This window comes from Acinetobacter brisouisimilis (assembly GCF_000368265.1).
Taxonomy (GTDB): Bacteria; Pseudomonadota; Gammaproteobacteria; order Pseudomonadales; family Moraxellaceae; genus Acinetobacter.
In genome coordinates, this window is the sequence record NZ_KB851219.1 from 2,236,946 (window position 1) to 2,254,068 (window position 17,123).

14 protein-coding genes and 3 tRNA genes are annotated in these 17,123 nt (G+C 44.8%); 7 read left to right on the forward strand and 10 right to left on the reverse strand.

Translation table 11 applies throughout. The annotated features are described in order from the left end of the window. Position 1: 1 nt before the first annotated feature. The 5 genes from gltX (at position 2) to F975_RS14340 (ending at position 2,286) form a co-directional block, all read left to right on the forward strand. A complete protein-coding gene (gene gltX, locus F975_RS14320) occupies positions 2-1,513 on the forward strand; it encodes a glutamate--tRNA ligase (protein ID WP_004754575.1) in 1,512 nt (503 codons plus the stop codon). A gap of 54 nt (positions 1,514-1,567) precedes the next feature. Then, positions 1,568-1,643: transfer RNA gene (locus F975_RS14325), tRNA-Ala, on the forward strand. Between the two features lie 25 nt (positions 1,644-1,668). Continuing rightward, positions 1,669-1,744: transfer RNA gene (locus F975_RS14330), tRNA-Glu, on the forward strand. Positions 1,745-1,767: 23 nt separating this feature from the next. Then, positions 1,768-1,843 (forward strand) — tRNA-Glu (locus F975_RS14335). Positions 1,844-1,947: 104 nt separating this feature from the next. Further along, complete coding sequence (locus F975_RS14340) at positions 1,948-2,286, forward strand: zinc-ribbon domain-containing protein (protein ID WP_004754577.1); 339 nt, start codon at positions 1,948-1,950, stop codon at positions 2,284-2,286. Positions 2,287-2,302: 16 nt separating this feature from the next. Here the strand turns inward: F975_RS14340 and F975_RS14345 are convergent, their stop codons facing one another. From F975_RS14345 to ettA, 9 genes are all read right to left on the reverse strand, one after another. Further along, positions 2,303-3,214 (reverse strand): cation diffusion facilitator family transporter, encoded by a 912-nt coding sequence (locus F975_RS14345; protein WP_004754579.1) that lies wholly within the window; start codon positions 3,212-3,214, stop codon positions 2,303-2,305. A gap of 82 nt (positions 3,215-3,296) precedes the next feature. Next, on the reverse strand, positions 3,297-6,428 hold the full coding sequence (locus F975_RS14350; RefSeq protein ID WP_004754581.1) for an efflux RND transporter permease subunit: 3,132 nt from the start codon (positions 6,426-6,428) through the stop codon (positions 3,297-3,299). Next, positions 6,418-7,617: an efflux RND transporter periplasmic adaptor subunit gene (locus F975_RS14355; RefSeq protein WP_004754582.1), complete on the reverse strand. Its 1,200-nt coding sequence runs from the start codon at positions 7,615-7,617 to the stop codon at positions 6,418-6,420. Before F975_RS14355 ends, F975_RS14350 begins: the two co-directional genes overlap by 11 nt. Further along, positions 7,617-8,936, reverse strand: a complete 1,320-nt coding sequence (locus tag F975_RS14360) for a TolC family protein (protein ID WP_228127424.1) — start codon at positions 8,934-8,936, stop codon at positions 7,617-7,619. Before F975_RS14360 ends, F975_RS14355 begins: the two co-directional genes overlap by 1 nt. Positions 8,937-8,981: 45 nt before the next feature. Beyond that, on the reverse strand, positions 8,982-9,311 hold the full coding sequence (locus F975_RS14365) for a hypothetical protein (RefSeq protein WP_051064846.1): 330 nt from the start codon (positions 9,309-9,311) through the stop codon (positions 8,982-8,984). Positions 9,312-9,725: 414 nt separating this feature from the next. Beyond that, on the reverse strand, positions 9,726-10,430 hold the full coding sequence (locus tag F975_RS14370; RefSeq protein ID WP_004754586.1) for a glycosyltransferase family 2 protein: 705 nt from the start codon (positions 10,428-10,430) through the stop codon (positions 9,726-9,728). Further along, the gene (locus F975_RS14375; RefSeq protein WP_228127425.1) at positions 10,427-10,981 is read right to left on the reverse strand and encodes a DedA family protein; all 555 of its coding nucleotides are present in this window, start codon (positions 10,979-10,981) and stop codon (positions 10,427-10,429) included. The genes F975_RS14370 and F975_RS14375 overlap by 4 nt, the downstream gene beginning before the upstream one ends. An 18-nt stretch (positions 10,982-10,999) precedes the next feature. Next, positions 11,000-12,151 carry a ceramide glucosyltransferase gene (locus F975_RS14380; protein WP_004754590.1) on the reverse strand — a complete coding sequence of 384 codons (1,152 nt, stop codon included), beginning with the start codon at positions 12,149-12,151 and terminating at the stop codon, positions 11,000-11,002. Beyond that, entirely contained in the window at positions 12,152-13,813 is a 1,662-nt protein-coding gene (gene ettA / locus F975_RS14385; RefSeq protein ID WP_004754592.1) for an energy-dependent translational throttle protein EttA, read from the reverse strand. It abuts the gene before it with no gap. A gap of 266 nt (positions 13,814-14,079) precedes the next feature. Between ettA and F975_RS14390 the strand changes: the two genes are divergently transcribed. Further along, positions 14,080-15,357 (forward strand): O-acetylhomoserine aminocarboxypropyltransferase/cysteine synthase family protein, encoded by a 1,278-nt coding sequence (locus tag F975_RS14390; RefSeq protein WP_004754594.1) that lies wholly within the window; start codon positions 14,080-14,082, stop codon positions 15,355-15,357. A 269-nt stretch (positions 15,358-15,626) separates the two neighbouring features. Further along, a complete protein-coding gene (locus tag F975_RS14395) occupies positions 15,627-16,514 on the forward strand; it encodes an SDR family NAD(P)-dependent oxidoreductase (RefSeq protein ID WP_004754596.1) in 888 nt (295 codons plus the stop codon). A 57-nt stretch (positions 16,515-16,571) separates the two neighbouring features. On the opposite strand, the gene F975_RS14400 is transcribed toward F975_RS14395, so the two are convergent. Further along, positions 16,572-17,072, reverse strand: coding sequence for a DinB family protein (locus tag F975_RS14400; protein ID WP_034426372.1), 501 nt, complete (start codon positions 17,070-17,072; stop codon positions 16,572-16,574). Between the last annotated feature and the right edge of the window lie 51 nt (positions 17,073-17,123).

Consider the following 17,123-nt stretch of genomic DNA (forward strand, 5'->3'; position numbering starts at 1 on the left):
TATGAAAGTCCGTACCCGTATTGCGCCCTCTCCTACAGGCTTCCCTCATGTAGGTACAGCTTATATTGCTTTATTTAACTTATGCTTCGCTAGACAACATGGCGGCGAGTTTATTTTACGTATTGAAGATACTGATCAACTGCGTTCAACACCTGAATCAGAAAAAATGATTTTGGATTCACTACGCTGGTTAGGTATCGAATGGTCAGAAGGTCCAGATGTCGGTGGTCCACACGCACCTTACCGTCAGTCTGAGCGTATGCATATCTATAAACAATATGCCTTAGAGTTAGTAGAAAAAGGACATGCTTTTTACTGTTTTGCCAGCGCAGAAGAATTAGATCAAATGCGTGCAGAACAACAAGCACGTGGTGAATCGCCAAAATACGATGGTCGTGGTTTAAAACTTTCACAAGAAGAAGTTCAACGCCGTCTTGCAGCAGGCGAACCGCATGTAATTCGTATGAAAGTTCCTGAAGAAGGGATTTGTAAAGTCAATGACTTACTGCGCGGTGAAGTGGATATTCCTTGGGCACAGGTTGACATGCAAATCTTGCTGAAAACCGATGGTCTGCCAACTTATCACTTGGCTAACGTGGTCGATGACCATCTCATGCAAATCACCCATGTATTCCGTGGTGAAGAATGGCTACCTTCTGCACCTAAACATCAGTTGCTTTACCAATACTTCGGTTGGGACATGCCACAGCTTTGTCACATGCCATTGTTGCGTAACCCAGACAAATCGAAATTATCGAAACGTAAGAACCCGACTTCAATCAACTACTATCGTGACATCGGTGTGTTGCCTGAAGCACTATTGAACTACTTGGGTCGTATGGGCTGGTCAATGCCTGATGAACGTGAAGTGTTCACCTTACAAGACATGATGGACAATTTTGACATTCACCGTGTGTCTTTGGGTGGTCCAGTGTTTGATGTAGACAAACTGAACTGGCTCAATGGTCAGTGGATTAAAGGTTTAAGCCCTGTACAACTGCTAGAGCGTATTTTGACTTGGCAAAATAACAGCAAAAAACTTGAAGAGATTGCAGCCGCGATTCAGCCGCGTATCAACTTGTTGTCAGAAGCCGTGAACTGGGCAGGTTTTTACTTCAACCACATGCCAAACATTACCGCAGAGATGTTTGAAAGCAAAAAACTGAGCCAAGAACAAGTGCGTCAAAGCTTACAGTTTGCAATCTGGCGTTTAGAAAAAACCTTCACATGGAACAATGACACCGTAAGCCAAATCCTGATGGACTTGGCAAACCAGATGGGCATTAAACTGCGTGACTTTATGCCAGCGTTCTTTATTGCGATTGCAGGTTCAACCAGCTCAACCCCTGTGATGCAAGCTATGGTCACCATTGGCCCTGACCTGACCTATGCACGCTTACGTCGTGCGCTTGAAATTGTCGGTGGCCCGAGCAAAAAAGAAGTTAAAGTTTGGGAAAAACTCAACGAAAGCATTCAATTGCCGAAAAATGAAGCAACTGAAACAGGCGAGTAATCTTTTTGCTTGACGTGTGAGTGGAATGCCCCTAATATTGCGCTCACACAGACTGGGGTCATAGCTCAGTTGGTAGAGCGCTACAATGGCATTGTAGAGGTCAGCGGTTCGATCCCGCTTGGCTCCACCAAACCTCATATGTGTTGCCTCGATAAGTCCCTATCGTCTAGAGGCCTAGGACATCGCCCTTTCACGGCGGTAACCGGGGTTCGAATCCCCGTAGGGACGCCACTTAATATCAGAATACTCTAGAAGTCCCTATCGTCTAGAGGCCTAGGACATCGCCCTTTCACGGCGGTAACCGGGGTTCGAATCCCCGTAGGGACGCCAAATTCTAAAAAACCACTGACATGATCAGTGGTTTTTTTTCGACTAAACTTTTTGCTTTGCCATGAAGTTCGCTAAAATAACCATAAATTCATTTGGGAGTGTCCATGCAATATCGTTGCCCACAATGCCAAAGTGCTAAAATTATGCCTGTTGCCCAAGGTAGCAATGCCGTCCGCCCAGAAATTCCAAAAAGTTTAGTTATTTTGGTCTTTTCGATTTTTCTACTACTCCTGCTTGTGATTGCCTGTATTGTGATGTCGGTTTTTGCCCATGGTGCAAGCCCAATCCTACAGATCGCTACAGGCGTGGTATTTTTGGTGACCGTGGGTTCAGGTCTGCAGTTTTGGCGCCAACTTCCAAACTTTAAATTATCAATGCAAGGGTTTCTCCAGTCACAAAAAGCATGGAAATGCCGTGACTGTAACCATGAGTGGCAATTGTAATTATCATGCCAAAACATTAATGCTGGTGTGAATGTTCATGAGTCAGGCATGGATTTTCTTCAATCTGTAAAGTCGCCTGCCGAATCCCATGGCGATGTACCAGCATTTCTGTTGCTTCATGATATAAGCGATTTCGCTCCGCCTGTGGCGCAAATAAATGTACCGCGAGATGAATATTCTTGGAGCTGATTGCCCAGACTTTCAGTTGATGAATACTTTCCACGCCATCAAGAGATAACAGATCTTGCCGCAACGCCTCAATATCAATTTCATCAGGCACACCTTCTAGCAAAATATTAATGCTTTGTTTGAGCAAGAGCCATGTACGTGGCAGCACCCACATCCCGATGAAGACCGCAACCAAGGTATCTACCCATACCCATTGTGTCAGATAAATCAGCACTGCCCCAAAAATTACTCCAACCGAACCCAGTGCATCACTCAACACTTCCAGATATGCACCTCTGACATTCAGGCTATCTTCAACACCTGACATTAAGATTTTCATGGCAATCAGGTTAATAATTAAACCCAGTATTGCCACGACTAACATACCCAGACTTTGGATTTCAGGCGGATGGCTAAAACGCACATAGGCTTCATATAAAATATAGACAGCAACTACAAACAGCATCAGTGTATTGAACAACGCTGCCAAAATTTCAAACCGTTGATACCCAAACGTGCGTTTATCATCGGCAGGTAGTTTGCCAATTTTAATGGCGATGAGTGCAACTGCCAGTGCCGCAGCATCGGTAAACATATGTGCTGCATCAGATAAGAGCGCCAAACTCTGAGTCAGAAAACCTGCCACAACCTCAACAATTAAAAAGCTACTGGTTAGCCCCAGTGCCAGCCAAAGTTTTTTGGAATTATTTTCACTGACTGCGGCATGATGATGCTCATGCCCATGATGGTGTCCACTCATACAGGGACTCCTGTTTTTATGGTTATAAAAACCACGTTAGACAAATTTTCAGCATTTGTCCAACGTGATTATTTTAAAATGACTAACTGGATTTTTCATTCAGCCAGCGATAAATCACAGGCAACAACAGCAAAGTCAGTGCTGTTGACGACAAAATCCCGCCAATCACCACAGTCGCTAAAGGTCGCTGCACTTCTGCACCCGTACCTGTAGCGAGTGCCATTGGAATAAAGCCCAAAGATGCAACACAGGCGGTCATTAAGACAGGTCTTAAACGCAAAACTGCCCCTTGCCAAGTGGCGCAATGCACATCATAGTTTTCACGCAATTCTTTGATAAAGCTCAGCATCACCAAACCATTGAGCACGGCGACACCTGAAAGTGCAATAAAGCCCACCCCTGCCGACATCGACAAGGGAATATCACGCAGCCACAGCGCAACTACACCACCCGACAAGGCAAACGGTACACTACTAAACACCAGCAAACTGTCTTTGACATTGGAAAACACCGCCATCAGCAAGGCAAAAATCATCAGCAAAGCCAAAGGAATAACGATTTGCATACGGGCTTTTGCCGAAGCCAGATTTTCAAATTGACCACCAAAACCAAGCCAGTAACCTGTTGGTAGTTGATGTTGCTGTAAAGTTTGCTGCATTTCCGCCACAAATGAACCCAAGTCACGCTCCCGCACATTGGCAGTCACTACGACACGGCGCTTGCCCTGCTCGCGGCTGACCTGACTCAAGCCCAAGACCTGCTCGACTTTGGCAATATCTTGCAGTTGAATCAGCCCACCGGTGGGCAATTGAATCGGCAAGTGAGCCAGTTGCTGTGCGCTACGCGATTCCTCAGGCAAACGCACCACAAAATCAAAACGTCGATCCCCCTGTAAAATCTGCCCGACATTTTGCCCACCCACACTGCTGGCAACTAAGTCCTGAACCGATTTGATTGACAAGCCATATTGCGCTGCCAACGCGGCATCTATCGCGACGTTAAGCACAGGCAACCCTGAAGTTTGCTCAACCTTGACTTCACTTGCCCCTGAAATACCTCGCAGTTTTTGGGCAATTTTTTCGGCTTCCTGCTTGAGCACGGTCATATCATCGCCAAAGATTTTCACCCCAACATCACTACGAATGCCTGAGATCAACTCATTAAAACGCAGTTCAATCGGTTGGGAAAACTCGCTGTTATTGCCTGCCAGTGTTGCAACAAATTTCAACATCCGCTCACGTAGTTGATCGGCCGTTTCTTGTGGATTGGGCCATTGTTCACGTGGTTTAAGTAAAATCACACCATCGGAAATATTGGGTGGCATGACATCAGTGGCAACTTCGGCTGTACCTGTCCGTGCAAAAATTGCTTTAATTTCAGGAAAATTTTGCAATAGTTGCTGCTCGGCTTGCTCTTGCATTTTCAGTGATTGCTCAATGCCTGTACTTGGCGCACGCATCAACTGCACCGCAAAATCACCCTCGCTCAAGGTCGGTGCAAATTCACTGCCGACTCGGGTGGCTAATACCCCTGTCAGTAATAACAGACTTAAAGCAGCGGTTAGCACCACAACACGATATTGATACGCACGGTCTAGGACATTTGCATAGCTTTGTTGCAGGGTCAGCATCCAGCGGCTTGGTTTTTCCTGTACTTTGCCTGTCACACATAACGCCACTGCCGCAGGCACAAAGGTCACCGACAAAATCATTGCCCCAACCAAGGCAATCACCACGGTAAACGCCATCGGGTGGAACATTTTGGCTTCCACACCCGACAAAGCAAAAATCGGCAAATACACCACCATAATAATGGCTTGCCCAAAAATCAGTGGACGACGGGCCTGCTTAGCCGCCAAAAACACCTCGCGAAAACGCTCGCTACGGGTTAACAATCTGCCTGTGCGGTGCGGTGCTTCTGCCAGACGCCGAATGCAGTTTTCTACAATCACCACCGCACCATCAATAATGATGCCAAAATCCAGCGCACCCAGACTCATCAGGTTGGCACTGATATTTTGTTTTGCCATGCCCGTCAGGGTAAACAGCATTGCCAGTGGAATAATACAGGCGGTAATCAGCGCAGCCCTGAAATTTCCCAAGAATATAAACAGAATCACGATAACCAGCACCGCACCTTCAATCAGGTTTTTCGCCACGGTTTTTATGGCTTTATCCACCAGTGACGTTCGGTCATACACCGTTTCAATCACCACACCTTTCGGCAGGCTTTTTTGAATCTCCTGCATTTTGGCATGCACCGCTTGGGCAACCGTGCGACTATTTTCACCCATCATCATCATGGCGATGCCGAGCACAGTTTCCTGACCATTGTAAGTTGCGCCACCTGTACGCAAGTCATGCCCAATCGAAACATGTGCTACATCTACCACGCGGATCGGCAAGCCATTTTTATTGGCGATACTGATATTTTCAATATCCTGCACCGATTTCAACACACCTGGGACACGCACAGTCAGCTGTTGTCCATTGTCCTCAATAAAACCTGCACCACGGTTTTCATTGTTATCTCGTAATGCAGTGTGCAAATCACTCAGCGGAATTTGTAGTTGTTGCAGGCGCTTTAAATCGGGGGCAACCACATAGGTTTTGTTATAGCCACCAATACTGTTGATTTCGGCGACACCTTGTACCCTCTGCAACTGCGGACGCACAATCCAGTCCTGAATCTCGCGCAAATCCATTGCGGTATAGGCTTGCCCATCTGGCTTTTTGGCATTCGGCTCAGCTTTGATCACCCACTGGTAAATCTCACCCAATCCCGTTGAAATAGGTGAAAGCTGTGGTTCAATGCCTTCGGGCAACTCGGCTTTAGCCTGCTGGAGTTGCTGGCTAATCAGTTGCCGCGCCCAGTAAATATCGGTGCCATCTTCAAAAATAATCGTGACTTGAGACAAACCATAGCGGGAAATCGAGCGGGTCTGCTGCAAATGCACCATGCCTGCCATCGCGGTTTCAATCGGATAGGTAATCCGCTGCTCGACTTCGAGTGCAGTAAATCCATTGGCTTGCGAGTTAATTTGTACCTGCACATTGGTAATGTCAGGCACAGCATCAATCGACAATTTTTGATAGCTATACACTCCAACGCCAATCCATGCACAAGTAAACAACATCACCCACAGGGCATTTTGAATGGCAAACTGAATGATTCGGTCAAACCAGCCTTCAGGCTGTGGCAGTTTAGTGTCCATGCTCAGCCTCGCCTTTTTCCATTTCCGACTTCAGTACAAAACTGCCTGCGGAAACATAACGCTGCTCGGCCTTTAACCCAGACAGGATTTCAACCCATTGACCATCACTCGAATATGCCCCCAACTGCACTTCAGCAGGCTGAAAATGGGTTTTGTCCTGTTCGGATTGAGCAAGGAATACCACATTTTTACCTTCAAGCTGTTGCACGGCAGTTTTTGCCACGCGCAATACTTGTTTCGGCTGTTTAGCATCAAACAAAACATTGACCATCAGATTTGGACGCAGTTCATTTGATGCTTCTAATACTTTGGCACGAACTTTTAAACGCCCTGAGGATTTATCCGCCTCAGTGCTTAAACTCTGAATCTGGGCTTGAAAAATCTTGCCTGTTTGTAAGGACTTAAACTGGATTTTTTGCTCAGGTTGCAGGTTTTGCGCTGAACTTGGCAACACAAATTCGAGCCATAATTGCCCCAGTTGATCAATGGTAAACAGTTGATCACTGAGCTGCACATTTTCCCCGACCACCAAGTCTTTGTTGCTAATCACACCTAAGATGGGTGCATACAACACATAGCGCCCGTGGCTATTGGCATTTACTCCATATGCACTCAAACGAGAACGTGCCGCCTGCACCGTAATTTGCGCTTGGCGGTAGGCACTATAAGCGCGCTGATAGTCTTGCTTGGCAGAAATCCCCTGCTGCCACAGTTGGCGTTCACGCTGATAATCCTGCTCGGCAAGCTGTAAATTCTGCTGTGCCATGCTCAGATTGGCTTGCTGATCGACCACATCGGGCACAAATAAGGTAGCTAAAGCCTGCCCACGTTTGACCTGCTGACCTAGTTCGACATTGACCTGTTCCACACGCCCGGCAAAACTTGGTGAGACATGCGCCTGCTGATCGGTATTGACTAACAAGGTGGCAGGATAACTAATACTTTGCTTGACCTCGCCATAGCTGACTTGGGCCAGTTGAATCCCTTGCTGCTGAATTTGTGCCGAACTAAACTCCACACCTTCTGACTCAGAAGCATGCCCTGTTTCTTTTTGTTCACTGTGCTCGGTTCCACCCTCAGTCTGAGCTGATTTTTGCTTGCTGAACAGCAATCCCACCGCCAACACTACAGTCAACAGCACGATTGCCACCACCCATAACCATTGGGATTTTTGCCTTGAATTTGACATTATTGTGCTCCTGCAAGATTCGCGGAAAAACGCTGTTGAATTTGGCTGATGGCATCTTCTGCACCCACCACGCTCGGCTCGATACCCAATGCCAAACTCTCGGCATCCAGTGCTTTTTGCCAGACATTTTTTAAGAGCTGTGTCTGTTGCAAACGCTGCTGCTGCAATTGCAGATTTGCCTGCTGCACATCGCTCATGGCGTATTTTCCTGCCTGAAACCCTTGCAAGGTTTTTTGTAAAATCACCTCTGACAATGGAATTTGTTGATCTTTGACCAAGCTGAGTTGCTGATTGATATTGCGTAGCTCCAACAGTGCCGTTTCAAGTAAGCGTTCGGTATTTTGCTGATAACGCTGCTGGCTATGATTGAGATAATCTACTTTGCTCTGCGCCATCTGCTGGGCATACTGTTGCCGATTAAAAATGGTCAGTGGAATCTCCACACCAACCCGTAACTGTTGTTCGGTATTGTTTTGATTTGCGGTTTGGCTACGCACCATGCCCACGACTAGCGTTGGATTCGGGCGTGCCTGTGCACGCAAATGCTGAATCTGAGCCTGTTGTTGCTGGCTTTGTAACTGCAAGCTACGCGCAAATAGATTGTTCTGCTGATGCTGTTGGATCGCAGCTTCTGCACTACTGAGTGGGTCTTCAAGCTGAAGATCAAGTGCATCACTGTTGGCTTCACCCCACCAGTGTGCCAGCTGGCGCTTGGCGATTTGAATAGCCTGTTGAGCTTGCTGATCGCGTTGTTGATTTTCAATATGCGCCATCAAGCCGCGATCTAAATCTAACTGGGAAATACTCCCCGCCCGATAACGCAGGCGGGTGGCATTGAGTAATGCCTGACTGCTTCGTAGCTGTGCCCGTGTCAGTTGCTGTTCTTGCTGCAGGACTGCCAACTGCACCCAGCGATATTTGAGTGCCAGTTGTAACTGTGCCCGATAAAGCTGCTGATCAAGCTGAACTTTGCTCAGCTCAAGTTTTGCCAAGTGCTGTGCCGCACGGCGCTCACCAAACAGATCCAGTTTTTGCGACAGATTGACTTCCAGTTCGCGATCCTGACTAGAAGCAAAACTGGTTTGCTGAACCGAAAGGCTTGGATTTCCCCACAAACGACTCTGTTGTTGCTGTGCATTGGCAATGCTTTCGCGTGCCTGCCACAGCCCTTGCTGTGCCTGATATTGCTCAACTTTTTTAAAAGTTTGCTGAAAACTTAGCGAATGATCTGCGGCATACACCATAGAAGTTGCCATACTGCATGCACCAAACAGCATGCTGCAACGCCATGCCTGTGCATGGAAGAAAGAAAAAGACATCGTTTTGCCCCGTAAAAAGAAATATTACGGTGGGCGATTTTTCGGCTACCCCACCAATAGCGGGGCAAAAACAGGCGGTGGATTGGCAGCGAACAAATCAGGGGACTGGTATAAATTATTCCAGTCATAATGCCGCAACATCGGCATAGAAGCATGATGTGGTGCAAGGGTATGTGCCTGCACGGCTGCCATTACAGGTGAAAAAGACGGTAAATGATCACTATGATCCTGAACATCGGGTGGATCATCTGCTGTGTTCAATACACTCGGATGCTGTGCTAGATGCTCAGATGTCAGTTGATGATGTCCAAAATGCGCTGAACTCGATTTTTGTATCGCTGGTCGGTTTTCATGGGTGCAAAATGCCGCTGCCACATTCCAAACACTTTGGAACGTGAACAAAGTTAGCAAGATGGTGATAAAAACACTGCAACGTTTCAACGCAGAAGCTCTCGAACAATTCCGAGCGAATATAACAGTTTTATGACATGTTATAGAATCACGTTTTAAGGTTTATATGAAAATGACAATACTTCGATCAAGTACAAACCGCTAAACGAATTCAATACATCAAGATAGAATCATTAAACCCATGCCATACATAACAGCGCGTAACGGCCTGCGAGCTATAGAATTATTGTTGAAAAATTAAATTTAAAAATGAAAACAGCGACCTATTATTATAATTATAGGAATTAAACGTAAAATTATGCTTTCCGAAAGACAGCTCCAATTCATCATTAAAACCATCTTTAAAACTACCTATAAAATCTAAAATATAACAAATAGTTAACTATGATTGGATAATAAACTCTTTTTCACTTTATTTTGTCTAAGCCACATTCTCACAATTTGCATGCTCGCTTTATGCAGTGGAACGGTATTAAAAATATCTCGCAGCATTTGGATATCTGCCATACCGCCTTGTAACCACCCCATTTTTTTCGCTTTATATGGGCTCATGACATCAGGCCAACGTACAACTTTAATTCGGGAACGATCTGCAAGCCATAAGTGGTTTAACCAGACCTCTAACCCAAAACGGGGAAGCGTTCCGATTTCATCCAGATATTGCATCACCTGATCACGCCTGAAGATACGCTCTCCTGAAATATAGTCCAATCCAATCACTTGCCACGGCAATGGGCTATTACCACGCAAACTCAAAGACACATCAGCCAAACCAGAGCAGACTGGTTCAGCCAATGCCGTAATGTCCGATGCGGTTAGTCCAACCAAGTCAGCATCCAGCAAAAGCACATGACTTCCCGATGCAGCTGAAATCCCCGCCGCAACCGCATTACTTTTTCCACTGTTACGCTCTAGACTAATGACCTTGACGCCAGATCGCTGTGCAACCTCAACCGTATTGTCTGTCGATCGATCATCCACAACAATAATTTCATCGACAAGCGCATGTCCACAGACTGCATCCAGTACTTTTCCAATACGAGGTGCTTCATTGTAGGCAGGAATAATACAACTTAATTTCATGAAGTTCTCTTCAGCCAAAAAATGCTGACAAAAACAATAATAACCAGCATCATCAAAGAGATCATTCCAATCCAGTGATCAACCCGATTAACAAAATTTCCACAGCTATAACCGATTGCAACAAAAAAAAGACTTTTAGGAATCGTAGATACGGCGCTATAAAAAACGAACGGAAGAAAACGCATTCTTGCAATTCCCGCCCCCAACAAAACTGCTATGCCAGCGGAATGTGTGAGCTTGCCAATAACAATAAGTTTTCCGCCCTCTACATCAAATTTACTGACCAATCCATCTAGTCTGGCTGGGTTCAATCCCAAACGCTGCATCCATTTCGGAGGTACACTTCCCTTTTTCACCATGCCACGACCGACCAGATAAAAACAGATATCACCAATCAGATCGGCCATGATCACGACCACAATCACAGTCAGCAGACTAAAATAATTTAGACGGGCCAGATAGGCTGCAATCACGGTAACAATTGGCCCTTCAATCACGGCTAAAGGCGTTAACAGCAACAAACCATGTGCTTTGATTAAAGTTTCCGTCATTGAGAGATCAAACAAGGATTAATGCTCCATCTCTTTATGTTCTTGCACATTGACAGAAGCCGAGCTACTCATTGCATTCCCGTGCCAAACAAAACTGCGACCCGCCCAACACCATAGCCATAACAATGGCAATAGCATGTCACGAATGATCATTGCCCATACATCTCTGGCACTATGTGGCCAACGCAGCAGCTTCGCCACCATCCACTCAGCGCCATACCACAAAATAAAGACAGCAGGAGGAAATATCCAAGGGATAATCTGTAAATATGCCAGATAAATCAGACTCGCCATGACTGGTACAGATCCTAAAAGTATTTCAGGAATAAATAGCCAGAAAAAACCAAGTCGACGAATACGCGCCCAACGTAACTGACGATCCCAGACCGCACGTAATGTTCGCTCACCAATTGGCTGAGCAAAAGGGCGTGGTGTTAAATGAACTTTCAAGCCCGCATCTCTAACCAGTTTCGTCGATGCAACATCTTCGGCTAATTCATGCCCTAATGCAGATAGTCCACCACGCTGATCAAGAACATCTCTGCGCCAAAACAAGGTTTTGCCTTGTGCAAATCCAAGGCCGATTGCATCGGATAAAAACTGCCATCGTGCCTGATGTGTATTCAACAATGCGGCTTCAACTGCACCCCACAAATTCATTGGTCGAATACCAATGGCTGGCGAACTCACGAGCCCTGTATCTTGCTCATCAAAACTCAAAATTAATGAACGCAGATAGTCTGGTGGAAGCAACAGATTACTGTCCGCCATCGCAATCCATTGAGCAGATGTACTTTGCCATGCCTTCTCAATGTTATTGAGTTTAGGGTTTTTAGTAATCAGATCATTTCCGATCAGAAGTTTGGCTGATCTTTCAGGGTGGCAGGCCATTAACCGATTGACATACGGAATTACTGGATCTTGTGCGGAAGCAACACAAAAAAGAATGTCATAATCTGGATAATCCTGTTTAAAGCAGGATAAGAGTAATTCTTCTGCAAAATTATCTAGACCACAAAGTGGTCGAATCAGTGTAATGTGTGGTGTTTTTTTAAGAATAGAAGAATGTATCGGAGAATTTAGTCGCCGAAAAGCAACAAAAAGAGAGCCAAGCTGCACAATCAATAATGTGCAGCTTGCTATCCCAGCAATAATTGCTAACAGTGCCATTTATCCACTGATTTTTTTGTATTTGGTACGCTTTTGTACCGCATCTTCGCCTAAACGTGCCAAGCGGTATGCTTCATACTCAGCATAGTTGCCTTCGTAGAATTCAGGTTGTTCATTTTCAAATGACAAAATGTGCGTTGCAATACGGTCAAGGAACCAACGGTCATGCGATACCACCATCACTGTACCTGGGAATACCAAAATGGCATCTTCAAGCGCACGTAAAGTTTCGATATCCAAGTCGTTCGATGGCTCATCCAGTAAGATCACGTTTGCGCCCATTTGCAGGATTTTCGCCAGTTGCAAACGGTTACGCTCACCACCTGACAATTCGCCTACACGTTTTTGCTGATCTTGACCTTTAAAGTTAAAGCGACCGATATAAGCACGTGATGCAATTTCATAATCGCCAATTCTTAAGATATCCAAACCGCCAGAAACTTCTTCCCAAACAGTTTTGTTGTTATCTAAGGTGTCACGAATCTGACCCACATACGCCACTTTAACCGACTCACCCAACGTTACCGTACCTGTATCTGGCTGTTGTTCACCAGTCATCATACGGAACAGTGTGGTTTTACCCGCACCGTTTGGCCCCACGATACCCACAATCGCCGTTGGTGGTACGGTGAAAGATAGGTTTTCATACAGTAAGCGACCATCAAACGATTTGCTGATACCTTCTACTTCTACAACCTTGTTGCCTAGGCGTGGACCAGGTGGAATATAGATTTCAGAGGTTTCGTTACGTTGTTGGAATTCACGTGAGTTAAGCTCTTCAAAACGCTCCATACGCGCTTTGTTTTTCTTTTGTTGACCTTTGGCATTTGAACGAACCCATTCAAGTTCTTTTTTCAATGCTTTAGCAAAAGACTCTTCTTGCTTATTCTCTTGTTCTAGACGCGCATTCTTTTGCTCTAACCAAGAAGAATAGTTACCTTGGTAAGGAATACCCATACCGCGGTCAAGCTCCAAAATCCACTCGGCAACGTTATCCAAGAAATAACGGTCATGCGTAATCGCCACAATAGTGCCCGCAAAGTCTTTCAAGAAACGCTCTAACCAAGACACAGACTCTGCATCCAAATGGTTCGTCGGTTCGTCTAGAAGCAACATGTCTGGCTTAGATAAAAGCAAACGACACAACGCAACACGACGACGCTCACCACCTGACAGTAAAGTCACGTCAGAATCCCAAGCTGGAAGGTTCAACGCAGCTGCGGCTTGATCCATTTGATTGCTGAGGTTATGTGCATCCCATGAATGGATAATCGCTTCTAATTTTTCTTGTTCTTTCGCTAACTTATCAAAGTCTGCATCTTCAGACGCATATTCAGCAAACACTTCGTCCAAACGCGCCAAAGCATCTAATGGTTCACGTAAACCATCTTCTACGTTGCCACGAACGTCTTTATTTGGATCGAGCGGTGGTTCTTGCTCTAAATAACCGATTTTGATACCTGGTTGCGCACGTGCTTCACCAGAAAAATCTTTGTCTACGCCCGCCATAATACGAAGCAAGGTCGATTTACCTGCACCGTTTAAACCAAGTACACCAATTTTTGCACCTGGGAAAAATGACAAAGAGATGTCTTTTAAGATTTCGCGCTTAGGCGGAATCATCTTAGACACTCGGTTCATCGTATAAATATATTGGGCCACTTAGGACTCCTCAATTGAAAAAGCAAAACATCGCAAACCGCGACAAAAATTGCTCGCATTATACGATGAATCAGTCAAAAACATAAGACTATCGCCTAGATCATGTCAGCAGTTTGTGACAATTCATTGTCAAAGACGGTACTATATATTTTTCATACAACCAGATACTGCATAAATTCAGATAAGTAATGCACAAAAGCATATACATACTGTAGTTAAAACATTTTAAACTCAACGAATATAAATACATAGGACAAGAAAACGACATGAGCCATAAAGACGAAACTCTTGCCATTCATGCAGGTTATAGCCCAGAAGCCACTACCAAAGCGGTTGCTGTTCCGATTTACCAAACGACATCCTATTCTTTTGACAACACCCAGCATGGCGCCGATTTATTTGATCTAAAAGTTCAGGGCAATATCTATACCCGCATAATGAACCCGACCACAGCCGTGTTGGAGCAGCGTATCGCAGCGTTAGAAGGTGGAATTGGGGCACTGGCGCTGGCATCGGGTATGGCAGCCATTACTTATGCGATTCAGACGATTGCTGAGGCGGGCGACAATATTGCATCGGTTTCGACTTTATATGGTGGCACCTATAACCTGTTCGCTCATACCCTACCTAAGCAAGGGATCGAAGTTCGTTTCTTTGATTATCAACAGCCTGATCAACTTGCTTCGCTCATTGATGAAAAAACCAAACTGGTGTTTGTCGAATCGATTGGCAACCCTTTGGGAAATATTATTGATCTGGAAAAAATCGCCGAAATTGCCCATGCACATGGCATTCCTGTCGTTGTCGATAACACTGTTGCCACGCCAGTATTGCAAAAATCTTTTGAATTTGGGGCAGATATTATTGTCCACTCACTGACAAAATATATTGGCGGACATGGCAACAGTATTGGCGGAATTATTGTCGACAGTGGTAAATTTCCGTGGGGACAATACCCTGAACGCTTTAAATCGTTAAACACCCCTGATCCAAGCTATCATGGCGTGAACTACGTCGAAGCCTTGGGCGAAGCAGCGTATATTGCCCGAGCGCGCGTTGTACCTCTACGTAATACAGGTGCAGCGATTAGCCCGTTCAATGCCTTTTTGATTTTACAAGGTCTGGAAACACTCTCCCTACGTATGGAGCGCCATACCGAAAATGCTCAGCGTATTGCCGAATACCTCCAGCAACACCCAAAAGTCAAATGGGTCAACTATGCAGGTCTGCCTGAGCATCCACAGTATGCGCTGGCACAAAAATATGTACAGGGTAAACCTTCTGCCATTTTATCTTTTGGGGTACAAGATGGCTTGGCAGGTGGTACGCGTTTTATTGATGCCTTACAACTGTTTACTCGTCTGGTGAATATTGGCGATGCCAAAAGTTTAGCCTGTCACCCAGCCACCACAACACATCGCCAGCTTAACCCCGATGAGCTAAAAGCGGCGGGGGTCAGTGTAGATATGGTACGGTTATCCATCGGAATTGAGCATATTGATGATTTGATTGCTGACCTTGAGCAAGCACTCAATGCTGTTTAAAAAATAGATTGTTTTGCCTATTTTTTAATGCCCTTGATCGAGTAAAAATATGCCGCCAATACAATTTATATTTTAATCATTAAATTGTTACAATAAATAGAGCAATTGCTCTATTTATTGTTTATAAATTCATACACTTACCCCTAGCTTTTCCTTCAATATTGGTTGTATGATTTTTTAGAGTTCTGTTTCTTTTAGACAGAGAAGCAACATTCCAGAAAATAATTAAATACCCATTTTTTAAAATCAAATCGAGGCAGGCTAAACACGTGGATAAAAAACTTGAAAAAATATTCCAAGGGAAAGTGCACGGCAAAATCGCATTAGTAACAGGAGCTTCAAGTGGCATTGGTATGACGGTCGCTAAAAAACTGGCTAGCGCAGGTGCACACGTACTCTTGGTCGCTCGTACTGAAGAAAAACTTTTAGAAGTCAAAACTGAAATTGAACAAAATGGTGGTCAAGCATCGGTGTACCCATGTGACCTGAATAACATGGAAGCAATTGATGCAGTCGCCAAACAAATTTTAACCGATGTCGACCATATTGATATTTTGATTAACAATGCAGGACGCTCCATTCGCCGTGCTGTACACGAATCAATAGATCGTTTTCATGATTTTGAACGCACCATGCAGCTTAACTACTTTGGTGCTGTACGTTTGGTATTAAATATCTTGCCCCACATGATTAAACGCAAACATGGGCAAATCATTAATATCAGTTCAATTGGTGTTCTTGCGAATGCCACACGTTTTTCAGCTTATGTTGCGTCAAAAGCTGCACTTGATGCTTTTAGCCGCTGTTTGTCTGCTGAAGTACACTCTCACAAGATTTCCATTACAACGGTGTATATGCCATTAGTACGCACCCCAATGATTGCACCCACCAAGATTTACAAATATGTACCGACCCTGTCACCTGAACAGGCAGCAGACCTAGTCGCGTATGCGATTGTGAAAAAACCGAAGAAAATTGCCACACACTTGGGTTATCTGTCTTCACTGACGTATGCGATTGCGCCTGAAATTAACGATAAAATCATGTCCATCGGCTTTAACCTATTCCCAAGTTCTAGCGCTTCTGTTGGTGAGCAGCAAAAACTAAACTGGGTACAACGCACTTATGCACGATTATTTCCAGGTGAACACTGGTAAACCGCTCTTTTACCAAGCCTGATCAATACAGGCTTGGTTTCAATTTTATGGTCAGTTCTACTGCTCTTCAACCAACATATACACCAAATCCAACTCAGGGCAAGCATAGCCCATCGCTGTCAATGCTGCGCTGATTTGCCCCCGATGATGTGTGCCATGATTAAACACATATACCAAGGTTGCTGCATACGGTAATGACTTTGGCTGCCCTGTCGATGTTTGATAATTTAAATTTCCTGCCAAATACTGTGGATCAAGTTCATTTAAAAATGTGATCCAATTCAATGTCTTTTCTTGTAATTTTTGAATTAAAACATGCCGATCATCCTCAACAATGGTATTGAGCTGCAGCGTTGGTGAATATCCTTTTGCAAAACGTGGAAACCACAATTCATGTTCACCCAGCAAAAGATGATTTAATGTTCCAAAAATACTTTGAAAAAATAAGCCACTGTCCCGATAAAAATCAGCATCCGTCACATCAGCTAAAGACTGGCTTAATTTTGTCGTTGCCCAAATATTATAACGCGCCAATAACTGCAAACTTTCTAAATTGATCATTGTTATTCCCTTATTTTTCCAATCTTTTTTAATTATAAGCCATAAAAA